Annotated in this window: 9 protein-coding genes; 1 reads left to right on the forward strand and 8 read right to left on the reverse strand. The window is 70.9% G+C overall.

Translation table 11 applies throughout. The annotated features are described in order from the left end of the window. Positions 1-52: 52 nt before the first annotated feature. The 8 genes from QCD70_RS13565 to QCD70_RS13600 form a co-directional block, all read right to left on the reverse strand. On the reverse strand, positions 53-508 hold the full coding sequence (locus tag QCD70_RS13565; RefSeq protein ID WP_301217155.1) for an FHA domain-containing protein: 456 nt from the start codon (positions 506-508) through the stop codon (positions 53-55). Further along, the gene (locus QCD70_RS13570; protein WP_301217157.1) at positions 501-2,816 is read right to left on the reverse strand and encodes a transglutaminase-like domain-containing protein; all 2,316 of its coding nucleotides are present in this window, start codon (positions 2,814-2,816) and stop codon (positions 501-503) included. The genes QCD70_RS13565 and QCD70_RS13570 overlap by 8 nt, the downstream gene beginning before the upstream one ends. Then, positions 2,813-4,309 (reverse strand): DUF58 domain-containing protein, encoded by a 1,497-nt coding sequence (locus QCD70_RS13575; RefSeq protein WP_301217159.1) that lies wholly within the window; start codon positions 4,307-4,309, stop codon positions 2,813-2,815. The genes QCD70_RS13570 and QCD70_RS13575 overlap by 4 nt, the downstream gene beginning before the upstream one ends. Further along, entirely contained in the window at positions 4,306-5,280 is a 975-nt protein-coding gene (locus tag QCD70_RS13580) for an AAA family ATPase (RefSeq protein ID WP_301217161.1), read from the reverse strand. The genes QCD70_RS13575 and QCD70_RS13580 overlap by 4 nt, the downstream gene beginning before the upstream one ends. Before the next feature lie 34 nt (positions 5,281-5,314). After that, positions 5,315-11,170, reverse strand: coding sequence for an Ig-like domain-containing protein (locus tag QCD70_RS13585; protein WP_301217163.1), 5,856 nt, complete (start codon positions 11,168-11,170; stop codon positions 5,315-5,317). After that, the gene (locus QCD70_RS13590) at positions 11,167-12,591 is read right to left on the reverse strand and encodes a serine/threonine-protein kinase (protein ID WP_301217165.1); all 1,425 of its coding nucleotides are present in this window, start codon (positions 12,589-12,591) and stop codon (positions 11,167-11,169) included. The genes QCD70_RS13585 and QCD70_RS13590 overlap by 4 nt, the downstream gene beginning before the upstream one ends. Positions 12,592-12,744: 153 nt before the next feature. After that, entirely contained in the window at positions 12,745-13,569 is an 825-nt protein-coding gene (locus tag QCD70_RS13595) for a PP2C family protein-serine/threonine phosphatase (protein WP_301217167.1), read from the reverse strand. Next, positions 13,566-14,525: an FHA domain-containing protein gene (locus QCD70_RS13600; RefSeq protein WP_301217169.1), complete on the reverse strand. Its 960-nt coding sequence runs from the start codon at positions 14,523-14,525 to the stop codon at positions 13,566-13,568. The genes QCD70_RS13595 and QCD70_RS13600 overlap by 4 nt, the downstream gene beginning before the upstream one ends. A 72-nt stretch (positions 14,526-14,597) precedes the next feature. Here QCD70_RS13600 and QCD70_RS13605 point away from each other — a divergent pair, with 72 nt between their 5' ends. Continuing rightward, a complete protein-coding gene (locus QCD70_RS13605; protein WP_301217171.1) occupies positions 14,598-15,374 on the forward strand; it encodes a spermidine synthase in 777 nt (258 codons plus the stop codon). Positions 15,375-15,490: the final 116 nt, after the last annotated feature.

The following is a 15,490-nucleotide window of genomic DNA, read 5'->3' on the forward strand; positions in this document are numbered from 1 at the left end:
AGGCCATCCTGCCCGTCGGGGAGGTGCTTGGCCAGCAGGCGCGGCGCACGTGTCACCGCACGGTGAACGACTGCCGCCCGATGCGCACGACCGCGCCCGCCCGGGCGGCATACCTCTGCCCGGGCCGCAGATCGACGGCAGGCATGCCCGGCTGCTCGATGGTCGTTCCGTTGCCCGAACCGAGATCCTCGATCCAGAGGCCGTCGCGGTCGATCTCGAATCGGGCGTGGACCTTCGACACCGATCTGCCCGGGTCGTCGATACGCACCAGCTGGAGCGCGGACTCCCCACCGACGCCCTGGGGCGCCCGTCCGATGATGCCGGCTCCCGTGACGGTCACCTCCCGGCCCGTGCCGAAGTCGAGGAGATACGACACCGGGGCGGTCGGGCGCACGGGCTCATCCGCCGAAACGGGCCACGGCTCGACGAACGGGATGCGCGCGGAACGCGCATCCCACAGCCCGCCGGGCGTCGACGCGGGGAACGGGGGCAGCTCGGGCTCAGCCACGACGCGCTCCCCCGCCATCGGCGGCGCGCCGGTTCGACGCGAGCGATCGCGTGCGGACCGCGGCGCGAATGCGCTGCCATCGCGAGAACTCCTTCGCCCACAGGGCGCGCACGACCGCGACGTCCGACCAGTACCGATCGGCCTCTGTGAAGTCCGTGCGGTCGTCGGCGAACACGGCCGTGTCGGCTCGGCGCGCGAGCGTGTCGAGCCCTGCGACGCCGACGGCCCGTGCGGCCTCCAGCCTGGTGGCCGCGGGCGGCACGTCGTAGCCGTAGTCGAGACCCGCGTCGACCAGCTCCTGCCAGCCTCCGGCGATGCGGGAGGCGGCATCCGATCGCCGCCGACGACGACGCCGGCGAGCCAGCTTCGCGGCGCCGACGGCGATCACCGGCGCGCAGACGACCAGGAGCAGCAGTCCGACGATCCCCACGACGCGCACGATGCCGAGCACGGCCGGCCAGAACGCGTCGGGATCGTCTGCCTGCTTCTCGTCGGCCTCGGGTCGGTTCGGCTCCACGGGAGTGTCGTCGGCCGCGGGCGGCGGCGGGATGACGACCTGCGGCCTCGACACCTGCTGCGCCGCATCCGGAAGCTGCTCTGGAATGGCCCTGTCGTCGGGCGTCGGCTCGAGCGCGACCCATCCGTAGCCGGCGAGGTCGACCTCGACCCAGGCCGAGACGTCTGCCCCGGTCACGGTGGTCGACCCGGCCGGGGGTGCGAAGCCCATCACGACGCGGGCGGGAAAGCCCAGCTCGCCGGCCATGAGCGCGACGGTCGCGGCGTACTGCTCGGCGTCGCCCAGCATGAGCGGAGCCGTGAGGAGCTCGGTGATGCGGTCGGCGGCGTGGCCCGATCGAGAGTAGGGCCGATCGGGGTCGGTGCCGTGGCTGATATAGCCGGATGCGCGGATCGCCTGGACGACGGCCGCCAGCTTCTCGCCGGGTTCGTCGAGCCCGGCGGTGTCGTCGGCGACCGCCGCGGCAACCGCCTCCGGCACGTTGCGCGGCTCGGGAACCGATGCGTCGCCCGGTGCGGCCGCCAGCAGCTCGTCGTCGTCGGGTGCGGGAGGAACGATCGAATCGACGGTGTAGGTGTCGCCCTCCTGCACTCCGCCGAGCACGGCCCCCGTCGACGTGGTGCGGTTGTAGAAGAACTCGTCGGCCAGCTGGGAGGCCCGGGGCCCGCCGAATTCGATGCTCTCGGCGTCTCCCACCAGGGGGAGCCAGACCCCGCGGTAGCCGGACACCGAGATCGTCGCCGCGACGGGTGACCCTGTCTCGCCGGTTCTGTCGATCGTGGAGGGGACCCGGGCGAAGAAGCCCGAGGCACCCGTCGAGGAGGCGTCGCCCACGCTGTAGACCACGCCGTCGTAGGTGTCGAGCGCCGCAAGACGGATGCGCGCACCGTCGGGCAGTCCGGCGACCTCGAAGAGCGGTGATGCGGCGGCTTCGGCACTGAAGTAGGAGCGGAAGCCGCTGAGGGGACTCGCATAGTCGCGCGGATCGAACGGCCTCTCGACGGCGGACCGCACCACCTCGCGCGGCCCCTGCGGGGCGAGGGCCCCGGCGCCCGCGACCCCCGCGGCGACGGCGACCGCGAGAACGACCATGGCCGCGATCACGGGGCGTACGGCCCTCCGGCGTTCCGGCTCGGTCTCGCGCGTTCGGGCATCCTGCTCGGTCTGGCCGGCCAGCAGCGCGATGGCGCGGCGTCTCGCGAGTCGGGCGCGCCACGTCATCCAGGCGATCGCGACGAGGAGGAAGGCGATGGATGTCGCGACGGGGAACCACGCCGTCTCGGGGCCGAGGGCGATCCCTGTGACGGCCACGGCGACGGGAATCGCCACGGCGACCTCGCCCCGTCGGGTGCGCAGCAGGATCGACAGGCCGAGCACGCTCCCCCCGAGCATCAGCACGAGGGCGGGAGCCAGCAGCGACTGGTAGCTCGCCACGGGCAGGTCGACCGTGACGAGCTGCTTCCACCCGAGGGCGCTGCCCGTCACGAGGTCGCGGATGCCGTCGGAGCTCGGCAGCACCCCGAAGATCGCCCGACCGGGTACGGCCAGGGCCACGCCGAAGACCAGGAACACACCGATGGATGCGCCGAGGACCGCATATCCGGGCCAGCGCAGCAGCGCGCCGGCCCACGCGACGGCCACTCCCAGCACGAGTGCCGCTCCGGCGAGAACGACGAGCCGCGGGGTCTGGTAGATGGGCCAGAGCGTCGCCGCCGCAATGCACATCAGCAGAACGAAGAGGGCGGTGTCGATCGCGGCGGAGCGCCGATCGACGCGGGAAGCCGGCCTCACGATGCCGCCCTCGCCAGCGCCTTCTGCACATCGGTGAGGTACCCCACCGTGAGAACGCTCAACTCTCCGACGCGGCGCAGGCTCGGCACGATTCCCGGGTTGCAGACCACAGCCAGAACCTCGACCCCCGCGGGGAACGCGGCCGATGCGGTGCGCAGCTGTGCGCTCGTCACCTCGGATCCGCAGACGACGATGGCCACCGATGCTCCGGAGACCGACTCCGCCCCGCCCCGGGCGAGCGCGACGAGTCCCATGGCCCGCACGCTGTGCTCGACGCGCGCGAGGTCGTCGAGCAGGCGTGTCCTGCTGAGCGAGCTGAGACGCAGGGGTGTCGTCGTTGCTCGCCGGGCGAACTCGGGCGTCTCGGCGCTGGCGAGCACGGAAACGTCCCTGGCGTCTCTGATCGCACGGAGCCCGATGGATCCCGCCACGCTGACGGCGAGTTCGAACTCCTCCTCGGAGTGGTAGTCGGCGCTCGAGCGCGACAGGGCGATCACCAGGTGACTGCGCCGCGTCTCTTCGAACTGCCGCACCATGAGGCTGCCCGTTCTCGCCGTGCTCTTCCAGTGGATGTGCCGCCGGTCGTCGCCGGGAGCATACTCGCGCAGGGCGTGGAACGAGACGTCGGAATCGGTGAGGTCGCGCGTCGGGTTGCCCTCGAGGTCGCGGATCAGGCCCGTGCTCGTGGAGGGGATGGCCACGGTCGCCGGATGCACGAACAGCTCGAGGTGGGAGGTCCAGACGTACTCGCGGCGAAGCAGCCCGATCGGATCGGCTCTGACGGTTCGCACCGGCCCCACCCGCACGACGCCCCGCCGCGCCGTCGGAACGGAGAAGACCCGGCTGACATGTCCCTGCCGCCGGATGCCGCCGAGATAGAACTCCGCCAGGCCGCTGCCGACGGGGACCTCGCTCTTGACAGGGGGAAGGCGGAACCGGCTGGGGTTGCGCACCGAGAGCGTCGCGCGTGCAGACTCTCCGACCATGACACGATCGCGGTCGAGCGAGAGACCCACGTCGTAGGAGTTGCGTCCGAGGAGGAAGAGCGTTCCGAGAAGCAGCAGGGCGAGACCGGTAAACGCCGCCACGACGAGCTCCGTCCACCCGAGAAGATAGCCGAACACCGCACCGACGACCACGACGCCGACGATGGCCAGCCCGAGTCCCGTGACAGTCGCCGCGGTCCAGCCCCAGGCGCGCGCCACGCCCGCCTTCGCCGCTCGCGCGATCCGGACGGCGCGCATCCGGACACCCGTGCGCACCCCGCCGCCATCGGTGCCGGACGCGGCGCGCGTGCGCGTGTAGGCGTGGGTTCCGGTCAGGCCGGTGAGCTCGATCCGGGCGTCCGTCGTTCCGGATGCCGCCAGGGCCCGGGCGCGGCGGGCGGTGCGGCGGCCGAACGCCGTGCGCCTCGCCCGAACCTCCGGCGGGCGCTGCGAAGCACCGGGGCCGCCGGCCCCGGTCGCACCCGCACGCCGCGCGTCGTCGCTCAAGCCGACTTCGCCCTGTCGGTGGGCGGCGGGGTCTCGAGCAGGATCTGACCGATGATGCTCGACGCGGTCACGCCGTCGAACTCCGCCTCGGGGTCGAGCACCAGCCGATGGGCGAGCACGTTCTCCGCGAGGGTCTTCACGTCGTCGGGCGTCACGAAATGCCGGCCGTGCGCCGCGGCCCACGTCTTCGAGGTGCGCACAAGGGCCACGGCACCGCGCACGCTCGCACCGAGACGCACCTCGACCGCGCTCCTCGTCGCATCCACGATGTCGGCAACGTAGTCGAGCACCGCGTGGCCGACATGAACCGTGCGGGCCAGATCGGCCATCTCGACGATGCTGGCGCTCGTGACCACGGCGGGGATCGTGCTGTCGTGCGTGCGTGTGGCCGCGCCCTCGAGGATCGCGATCGTCGACGAGCGGTCGGGGTAGCCGAGCGAGGCCTTCATCATGAAGCGGTCGAGCTGCGCCTCGGGCAGCCTGTAGGTTCCCGCCTGCTCGACGGGGTTCTGCGTCGCCACCACGAGGAAGGGCCTGCCCACCCCGTGCGTCGCGCCGTCGACCGTCACCCGGCCCTCCTCCATGACCTCGAGCAGCGCGGACTGGGTCTTGGGGCTCGCGCGGTTGATCTCGTCGGCGAGAACGATCGACGCGAAGATCGGGCCGCGGTGGAACTCGAACACGCCCTGCTTCTGGTCGTAGATGCTCATGCCGGTGACGTCGCCGGGAAGAAGGTCGGGGGTGAACTGGATGCGGCTCGACGTGCCCTGCACGGTCTGCGCCATGGCGCGCGCCAGCGACGTCTTGCCCGTGCCCGGGGAGTCCTCGAGAAGCAGGTGGCCCTCGCTCAGGAGCGTCGTGAAGGCCAGTTTCACCACGTGGCTCTTGCCGAAGACGACGCGCTCGACGTTCGTGACGAGGCGGCCGAACACGTCGGAGAACCAGGCGGCCTGTTCGCGGGTCATGGTCATGGTCGTACTCCTGTTGTCTCTGTGGCGGCGACTCTTACCCGCACTGCTTGCCGCTGCCTCGCTGGCGCAGCTCGTTCTGGTCTGTGCCGCTCGTAAAGTCTCCCCCATCGCCGATCGTGCGCACGACGACCTCCTCCGAGTCGGCGAGCGGTCCGAGTGCCGGCGCGGTGGGATCATTGGACCAGCTGGACCATCCACCGGGGATCCCGGCGATCGTCGATCGGAACGAGTACTCGAACGTCCACGAGACGCTGCCCGCGCTCTCGAGAGCCACCGACACCTGTTCGCCCGCCACGCACGAGGTGACCGAGGCGTTCGCGTTCACGGGCACGAGGGGGTTCGTGGCCGCGGCGGCCTCGCTGCACCGCGTCGTGCCGTCGCTCGTGATGCACGAGGTGAAGGTCCACGGGCCCGATCCGGACAGGGGCGAGCCGTCGGTCACCGTCTGGCCGCTCGACGCCTGGATGGTGTACTCGGATGCGTCGGTGTTCGGCAGCACGGCCGGCGCCGCGCTCGAGACGGCGACCCCGTAACGCCCGTCGACAGGGTCCTGATAGGCGAGCGACACCGTCGGCGGCGCCGGTGGAACCAGCACGCGCACGCTGCCGGTCTGTGCCGAGGAGCATCCCCAGCCGTTGTCGGCGTAGACGACGTAGACGAACCGCGAACCCACGTCGCCGGACGCCGACGGAACGACGACACCGGGCGAGACGAGGGGACCGCCGGGCGCCTGGCTGCAGCTCGCCACGGAGGCGGATGCCGGATAGCGCACCACGGTGTACTTCACGCCGGACGTGCCGTTCGCGCCGAAGGCCGACCAGTCGACGCGAACGGAACCGGCGTCGTCGACGACCGTCGCGCCCACCGTGCTCGCCGTGGGAGCGCCTGCGGCGGTCGCCGCACCCGAGCTGGATCTGTTCCACGGGATCTGACCCGGGTAGAGGGAGTCGGCACCGTTTTCGGCCCACACCTCTGCGGTGTACTCCGTTCCGGGAACGCCCCGGTAGCGCAGAGAGGTTGCAGACCGGTCCAGTGTGACGGTCGACCCGCCGATCTGCACCCGCACCCGCTGCACCGCGCTTCCCGGCGCCGGGTCGGCGATGGGATTCCAGGAGACGACGAGGTACCCCTCGTTCGACTGCGTCGAATCCGCCGCTTCCCGGGTGATCGTCACCTGCTGCGGCGGCGCGGGGATGTAGTCGCTGCGCATGGGAGCGCTGCGCCCACTCGGAACCGACTGGCCGTACTGGTTGACCGCGATCGAATAGAACGTGTAGTTCTTGCCCGCCTGCAGATCGGTGAGGAGGCAGGTCGCTGAGGCGCCGCAGTCCTTCGAGTATCCCCCGTTGTCGTCGCTGCGGATGAGGAACGACGTGATGGGCGCGCCGTTCGGATAAGGAAGGGGAACCGCCGACACGGCGAGCTGGCCGTCGACGAATCCGGCGCCGCCGAGAACCGGAGCCGCCGGCTGGTCGGGCACGTCGACGATGGTGATCGTCACCGTGCCCCAGGCGGCACGGGTCGGATCCTTCGTGGCGTCGGCCACCTGGTACTGCATCGTCACCTGGCCGGCGGTCTTCAGGTCGAGCTGCGGCGAGACCTGCACCTGGAGCGTGCTCTTGTCCGCGCTCGGCGTGACCTGCACGCCGGCAGGCACCGCGCCCTGCACGGCCACGACGGTCAGCGGCTTGTCGGGGAACGGGTTGGTCGCCGTGTCGTTGGCGAGCACGGGGATGGACGCCGACTCGCCGCGCCGGATCGTGAGGGTGTCGGCACCCGGGCTGACGAGCGGGCGGTTCGACGTGACCACCGACACCTTGACGATGCCGGCCTTGCCGTCGCTCTTCGCGTCGCGCACCCCCACCGAGAACTCCGAGCCGCTGCCGACCCGGGCATCCGCTGCGGCCGCGATCGTGAGGCTCGTGCCGGCGAGCGTCGCGGAGAACCCCGCGCCGGGCTGGGAGTTCAGCGCGTACACGAGCTGGTCGACATCGGCCGGATAGGGGTACTTGGTGAGATCGCGGAGTTCGATCACCCGCTCGTCGCCCGGCTGCAGGCCCAGCTGCGCGCCGGAGAAGACGGGCGGCTGATTGTCGCGGGGCTCGACGGTGATCGCGAGCACGATCACGGCCTTCCGGCCGTCGGGGTCGTCGGAACTCGAGCCGTCGGTCACCTCGAACGACAGCGACGCCGGGCCCCAGTAGCCGTCGCGGCTCGTGAAGCTCAGCATTCGGGAATCGACGACCAGGTTCGACCCGTCGGCGTTGCTCGCCTTGACCGTGGCCTCGTCCGTGAGCCGCACCTGCCGGCCGCCGGCTGCGACGACGTAGTCGTTGATGTCGATCGAGAGGGTGTCGCCGCTCAGCACCCGCAGAGGCTTGGCGGTCGTTCGCAGCTCGGGCAGCGCATCCTCGAGGCCGGGTATCCAGATGAAGGCCGTGGCGCTCACAGCGGGATCGTCGGCCCTGGCCACGACGAAGGGGATGATCTGGCTCTTCTGCTGCACGGCGACCCGCACCCGGTCGTTCGGCAGCACCTGGGCCGTGCTGTCGTAGCCCGCGACGAGCGACAGCTGGAGCGCATCGCCGTCGCCCTCGGCGTAGAAGACGTTGCGCATCACGTCGACCGTCACCTCGTCACGGCCCTGGATGTCGGTGAGACTCAGCACGGTGTCGTCGGCCTCCGGGCGCACGGGCGGGGCGTCGACGTCGACACGCACACGAAGCCACGCGGATGCCTGCTGCCCGGCCTCGTTCTGGATCGTGTAGAGCACGGCGTAGTCGCCCTCGGCCTCGGGAGCCTGGAACGTGATGCGGTCTGCGGAGGTCGGCACGTCGACGACGGCGTCGGCGGATTCCGCCCCCACGATGTCGAGGGCGCCGGCGTTCGGATCGGAGTCGTTCTCGAGAACCCGCACGGTGATCGTGTTGCCCGGCGTGGTCACGACCACGTCGTCGACCGCGACCGGCAGGCTCGCCGTGTCGAAGGCGGGACTGATGCCCACCCGCACGACGCCGGTCGCCCGCGCACCGAGGCTGTCGACGACCTCGTAGGAGAACGAGTCCGTGCCCTGCGACGCCGCGCCGGCCGTGTAGGTGATCACGTCGCCCGTGACGGTCACGTTGCCCTGGGCCGGATTCGATGCGGCCCCGACCAGCCTCACCGAGTCTCCATCGGCATCCATGTCGCCGAGGGGAACGGAGACCTTGACGGCCTCGCCGGCGAGCACGCGGGCCGACAGGGTCGGCGGCACGGGGGCGGAGTTGGTCGCGGCGTCGGCCTCCCTCACCGAGATCGTCACCTGGGCCGTGTCGAACTGCACGTCGGCGGTGGTGCCGAGGCGGTAGATCGCTGTGAAGTCGCCCGGCTCGTCGGGTGCGAGGTAGCGCAGGCGATTGCCGGAGACGAAGAGCAGACCTCCCCCGGAGGGCACGTTCTGAACGAGCGCGGGGTCGAGCACGAGCGGCTTGCGGTTCGGATGCTCGTCGTTCGCCACCACGGGGATGTCGACGACCTCGCCCACCCGCACCGAGATGCTGTCGGCCGTGGCCACGGGCGCCTGGAGCCTCTTGGGCTCGGGCACCTGGTAGACCGTCACGACGCCCTCGGCGCTCGAGAACCCGTTCGTGGCGGTGTAGCCGAACGTCACCGGACCGTCGAGCGGGTTGTTGAGCCTCACGCGCAGGATGCGGTGCTCGATGATCTCGACGACCACTCCCGAGGAGGCAGGCACCCCCGAGACCCCGGAGATGCTCAGCACGCCGCCCGCCGGGTCGATGTCGGTGGAGAGCACGTCGACCAGATCTGTCTGCTGCTGGTAGAGGAAGGCCACGGTCGGCACCGTGATGGGCTTCGTCGCGGCATCGGGCGCCGCCGCGATGTCGACGCGCACGACGCCGGTCGCCGTCTGCTGCGCCGCGTCGGTGACCGAGTACGACAGGTAGTGGATTCCGGCCTTCTGCGACTCGAACCGGAAGGTGCCCTTCGCGTAGTTGGGCGTGATCGTGGTGTCGGGGTAGTCGGCCACGGTGCTGAGGCGGATGCTGCCGGTTCCTCCCCGAACATGCTCGAGGGGCGAGATCTGCAGCTCCTGGCCCGTGTAGCCCTGCACCAGGAATCCGTCGGCGGTCATCGGTACCGTTCCCGGCTCCGACACGGTGACCCGCACCTGGCCGGTTCCGGCCTCGGTGAAGTCCGAGACCTGCAGGCCGACCTCCGCGCTGCCGGGTGCCGTCGACCCGCTTCTGAAGTCGAGCTCGCCCGCGGGGGCGAACGACACGCGGTCGGGTTCGGCGGTCTGCGCCTGCTCGAGGAACATCGGATCGCCGTCGGGGTCATACCAGTCGCCGAGCACGTTCGTCGTGAAGATCCCGCTGACGGCCACGGCCGCCTGGGTGACCCTCGCCTGCACCGGCGGCGAGTTCTCACCGGCGGAGCGCACGGTCACGGTGACGACGGAGGAGGCCGTGCCGCCCCGGCCGTCGGAGATGGTGTAGTCGAAAGTGAAGGTGCCGGATGCTTGCGGCGTCAGCGTGACCTGCAGCTGCTGGGCCGTGCTCACGAGGTCGATCCGCGCCAGCGCGGGGTCGACCTCGCCGACCGCCGTGATCGAGAGCACGTCGCCGTTCGGGTCGTAGTCGTTCAAGAGCACGGGCAGGATGCTGGCCACGCCCGGGCGGGCGCCGAAGTCGTCGGCGTTCGCCACGGGCGGCTGCTGGTCGGTCACGAGCTCGGGCGGCGTCTGGTCGTCGACCTCGTCCTGCTGCTGCTCGTCGTCGTCGTCGTCGATCAGCTGGTCCCAGTTGTCGATGAGGCGGTTGTCGTGCTGCACGGCCCAGACCTGGCCGCCGACGCGGTCGTTCAGCACGACGTATCGGCCGTTACTGCGGAAGGCCAGGTCGTCGTCGGCGGAGACACCGGCCAGCCGGCCGCTCACCGCATCGGACGAGCCGCAGCGCTGCCAGGTCGAGCCGTCCGCCCAGGCCGCGTACGCGCATCCATCGTCATCGACGAACGGCCGGGCCGGCAGGCCCTGCGCGCCCTCGACCAGCTGCTCGAGAGCTCCGGTGGCCGTGTCGACGCCGAGCAGGCCGCCCGAGTGGGCGATCAGCACGGTGTCTCCGGTCGTGGTCGCCGCCGACAGCTGGAGCTCCTCCGAGGCCCCGACGCTGTCGGTCAGGTCGATCTGCCGTCCGCCGACGACGAGTTCGCGCCGGGTCACGTCGAGAACGGATGCGACGCCGCCGGTGAGCGTGACCTGCAGCTCGTCGTCGTCCTCGGCGTCGATGCCGGTCACCGGCTCGGAGCTCGGCTCGGCACCCGAGCGGATGTCGGCGGTGACGAGCCGCTGGCTGCGGCGGTCGAAGCCCACCAGCATGCCGTCGTCGTCGACGGCGACCGCGCTGCCCGCATCCAGGCTGAGCAGAGGCTGCTCCGTGTCGTCGAAGCCGTCGAGGTTCGCCTGCCGCACGACCCAGACCTCGCCCGTGTCGGCCGAGTGGATCACGATCTGACCGTCGTCGAGCATCACGTCGGGGTCGCCCGCCGGCAACGGGATCGTCGAGGTGACCAGCGAGGTCGCGGGGTCGATGACCTGCAGGGTGTTGCTCGTGCGGTCGTGGGCCAGAACGGTCGAGCCCCGCTGCAGCACGTCGATATCGCCGCCCTCGCTCTTGACCACCGTATTGAGTTCGAACACGTCGGTGTTGGCGCGCCCGACTGCCTGGCGAGAGCCATTGGTGACCCAGACCGACGCGTCGTCGAGCTGCAGTTTCTGTTCGGTGTACCCCGTGGACACGAGGGCCACAGTGAGCACGACGGCGGCGACGAGCAGAACGCTCACGGTGGTGATCGCCTGCGACGCGTGCGCACGGAGCCAGCGGAAGATCATCCGGCGCCTCCGGCAGACGCGCATTTCTCGGCCGACGGGTCGCCGAGTCGGCCGTCTCTCGAGACGCGCACGGTGATGCACTCTGGCACCGAGCCGTCGGCCTGCACGGTGAATTCGGCCGAGGTCTGGGTCGACGAGGATCCGTCGGCCGAGCGGATGACGTAGAGGTCGCCGCCGGAGAGTCCGGGGTCGCGCCAGGAGAAGACGACGGCGCCGGCCTGCTCCTGCGCCCGGATGTCGCTGACGACCGGGATCGACGTGTTCAGGGCGCCCAGCACCAGAACGACGGCGGCCACGATCGCGGCGACCAGCACGGCGGCACTGCCGACGACGGCGGCGATCACGCCGGGCCTGCGCACGGAGCGCGAGCGGGCGGCCGTGGCCTGCCTGATCACGGTGACGCTCGAGTCGGTGGATTCGCGGACGGCCTCGGACCGGCGTCCCCGGTGCCTCACCCGCGCGCCCTCCCCGCCGCGCACCGAGACCCCGCCCTGTGCCGCCTTGGTCGGCTCGGCCGACGACGGCCTGGGGGCCGGGCGATGCACCGCCTCGTTCGAGATGTCGGCCGACGTCTGAGGAAGGGACAGGCTCGATTCGATGAGCTGGAGTGCGCGCACGACCTCGAGCACGCTCGCGGGCCGAGCGGCCGGGTTCTTGCTCAGGCACGACGCGAGGAGCGTCTCGAGCTCCGGTGGAACATCCGGCCGCCCCGTCGGCGGCACACGGTCTCGACCCACGATGCGGCGCTGCAGGTCGTCGCGGGTGTTGCTCTTGCCCGGATACTCGAACGGCGTGCGGCCGGCGAGCATCGAATAGAGGGTGGCGGCCAGCGACCAGACCTCGCTGCGCACAGAGCCCCTCGTCTCGGACTGCAGCACCTCCGGCGCCGACCAGGGCACACTCATGCCCTCGGCCTCGTCGCGTTCGGCCTCGGCCACGGTGGCCGCGATGCCGAAATCGGCGAGCACGGGGTGGTTGTACTGCGTGAGGAGGATGTTCGACGGCTTGATGTCGCGGTGCAGAAAGCCGAGGCGGTGCGCGCTCTCGAGTGCGCTGCCGATCTTGACGCCGGCCGTCAGCACCTCGGCCACGGCGATGCGCTCGGTCTTGTAGCGCGACCCGTAGGAGGAGGGGCAGTACTCCATCACCAGGTAGGGGCGGCCGTCGGGCGCGATGCTCGCGGCGTGCACCGTGACGACGGAGGGGTGCGTCGCCAGCTGCGACATCAGGTTCGCCTCCGACAGGAACATGGCGCGCACGCTGTTGGTCGCCACGCCCGGCAGCAGGACCTTGACGGCGACGTCGGCCCTGGGCAGCGCCTGCTCGTACAGGAAGACGTCGGCGAAGCCGCCCTTTCCCAGGGCCCTGAGGTGCGTGTAGCCCGCGAGCACGGGAGGCTGTGACGGCAGCCTTCGAGCCATGGGCGTTCCTCTTTCGGGACGGGTGCGTGGAGCGGGGCGAGACACCCCTGGGCAGTTCCCCCGAAAGGCCGTCACCCCACTGTACATATGCCATCACCGGCATCGTCCAGTTCCACCCCCTCACGGGGGTGCCCCCAATCAGGGGCACAGAGGTCAGTCGAACCGAGGAAGAGTCGTGTCCGCCTCGGCCTCGACGTCGCTGTCCGTCACCTCGACGACCACCGTGGTCACGTTGTCGCGCCCGCCCGCGGCGAGTGCGGCCTCGAGCAGGAGGCCGGCCGCGTCGTCGGCATCGATCGCCTCCGACAACAGGAGGCGGATGAGATCGACGTCGACCTCCTTGGTGAGGCCGTCGGAGCAGATGAGCAGCCTCGCGCCCTGCGCCACCGGGATGAACCAGAGATCCGGTACGGGGTTCTTGCCGTATCCCACCGCTCTCGTGATGATGTTGCGATTCGGATGCGACTCCGCCTCGATCGCGGTGATGCGGCCCGAGTCGACCATGGCCTGGACCGCGGAGTGGTCGACGGTGAGCTGCGTGAGCACCCCGCCGTCGAGAACGTAGACACGCGAATCGCCGATGTTGAACACGGCCCAGTAGGGCCGGCCCGCCTGCAGCGTCAGGGCGATGCCCGTCACCGTCGTGCCGGCTCCCGACCCTTCGCGTCCTCCGGCGATCTCCCCGATGTCTGCGCTCGCCCGCCGGAGCGCGTCGGTGATCTCGTCGCTCGATGCGAATCCCCCCGAGAGCCGCTCGGCCAGCCGCTCGACGACGGCCGCGCTCGCCTCGTCGCCGGCCGCGTGGCCTCCCATGCCATCGGCCACGGCGAACACCGGCGCCTCCGCCAGGTAGCTGTCCTGGTTCTGGGAGCGCTTCAGGCCCTTGTTCGTCTGGGCCGCCCAGGAGAGTCCGAGGTGGCCCCCGTCGCCGGGCAGCGCCACGGTCGCGGCGCCCACGCTCGACGGAGCAGCGGTCACCACTCGGCACCGTCCGTGCCCGCGACGATCTCGAGCACGATTCCGTCTCCGAGGTCGAGCATGGTTCCCGCAGCGACCACGCGGCTGGACCCCGGACCGAGCAGCGACGGCGCGGCTCCGGGTGAGCTCACCCTCGTTCCGTTGGTCGAGCCGAGGTCGCGCACGACGACAGCCCGCCCCTCCTCGAGGATCTCGAGGTGCGTTGCGCTGACCTCGCGACGCGGAGACGGAACCGCGACGAGTTCGGGCACGAGCCCCGAGGTGATGCGGGGACTGCGGGGAGAACGGCCGACGTAGACGGCACGATCGAGCGCGATCACGCGTCCGTCGGGAAAGGACACGGCGTGGGGCGCGGCGGCCGGGCCGGATGCGTCGGGCTGCTCGATGCGGGTGCGTCGCGCGCCCGTCGGGGTCACGCCCGCATTCAGGTGGGCGCTGGCCGGGATCCCCGGAATGGACGGCAGCGGGGGCGGCGGCAGAACGGAGTCGGGCGCGGCGGCCGGCACCCGGCGCCTCTCGCCGATCACGGTGTCTGCGGATGCGTTGGGGTCGTCGGCCGCGACACTCACCGGCGGCTGGCCCAGGATCGTGTCGTCGACATCGTTGCCCTCGCGGGTGAGTGACGGAAGGGAGGGAGCGGTGCCCGCGGTCACGCGGTCGACGTTGAGCACCGTGTCGTCGTCGAGGGCGGCGGCATCGAGTTCGATCGAGGTGACCCTCTCGACGACCTGGCCCGGGCCGACCGGGACCGGGCCCGCGGCATCCAGAACCCAGGCGTGCACGGTCATGTCGTGGCCGATCAGCAGCTGCACGGCATCGCCCGCGGAGCGCCGGAGCTGGCCCGCCTGCGCGTCGGTGACGTCGGGATGAATGTGGAGCGTCACGGGCTCCTGCCAGTCGACGCGCATCTTCCCGGTTCCCACCTGAACTCCCATTCCGCCGTCGACGGTCGTCATCGCCTGCCGTGCGACAGCTTATTACCCCCGAGGCCGCCCGGTTCGCTGTGCAGGGAGCCTAGGCTCGTGGCTGTGGCAGACGCAGCGCAGATGACTCTCCCGTCGTCGACGGTGGCCTGGCTGACGCCCGACCCTTTCGTCGCGGGGGCGCTGACGCTCAGCCTCGACGGCGTGCCCCAATCGCATGTCTCGGTGCGCGACCCGCGACACCTCTTCTACGACTACGTGCGACGCATGGGCACGGCGATCGATCTCGCGGCACGGCCCGCAGAGCCGCTCGATGTTCTGCATCTGGGTGCGGGCGCGCTCACACTCGCCCGCTATGTCGCCGAGACGAGGCCGACCTCGAGGCAGCTCGTCGTCGAGAAGGAGGTGGGGCTGGTCGCGTTCGTGCTGGAGGAGGCGCCGCTGCCGCGCTCGGCCGACCTCGACCTCGTCGAGGGCGACGCGCTCGAGGCGCTGCGATCGCTCGCCCTGCCCGGTTCCGCCTGGCGCGAGGGCGCCGACGTCGTCGTGTGCGATGTCTACGCCGGCGTCTCCACGCCGGCCCATCTGATCTCTCAGACCTTCTTCGAGGCCGTACGCGCGGTGCTCGCCCCCGGGGGAACCGTTCTGGTGAACGTGGCCGACGAGCCGGACCTCGGCACTGTCCGACGACAGATCGACGCCCTCTCGAGCGTGTTCCCCGTCGCCGCCATGATCGGACCCGCCGCCCTGCTCGACGGCCGCGAGGCCGGAAACGCGGTGCTGCTCGCCGGCACCGACCCGGCCATTCTCGAACGGATGCCGGCGCTGGCGGCGGCGGGACCGCATCCGGTCGCGTGGCGCGTGGTCGCGCCCTTGCAGTAGAAACCGAGCACAGAACGGGAAGAGCCCCTCACCGCGAACTGAACCGCTCCCCGGAAGTTGGACTGAGAAATTCAGTCTCAACTTCTGGGGAGCAGTTTTGCGTGGTCGAAGTTCGT

Source organism: Agreia sp. PsM10, assembly GCF_030433855.1.
In the GTDB taxonomy this organism is placed as follows: domain Bacteria; phylum Actinomycetota; class Actinomycetes; order Actinomycetales; family Microbacteriaceae; genus Agreia.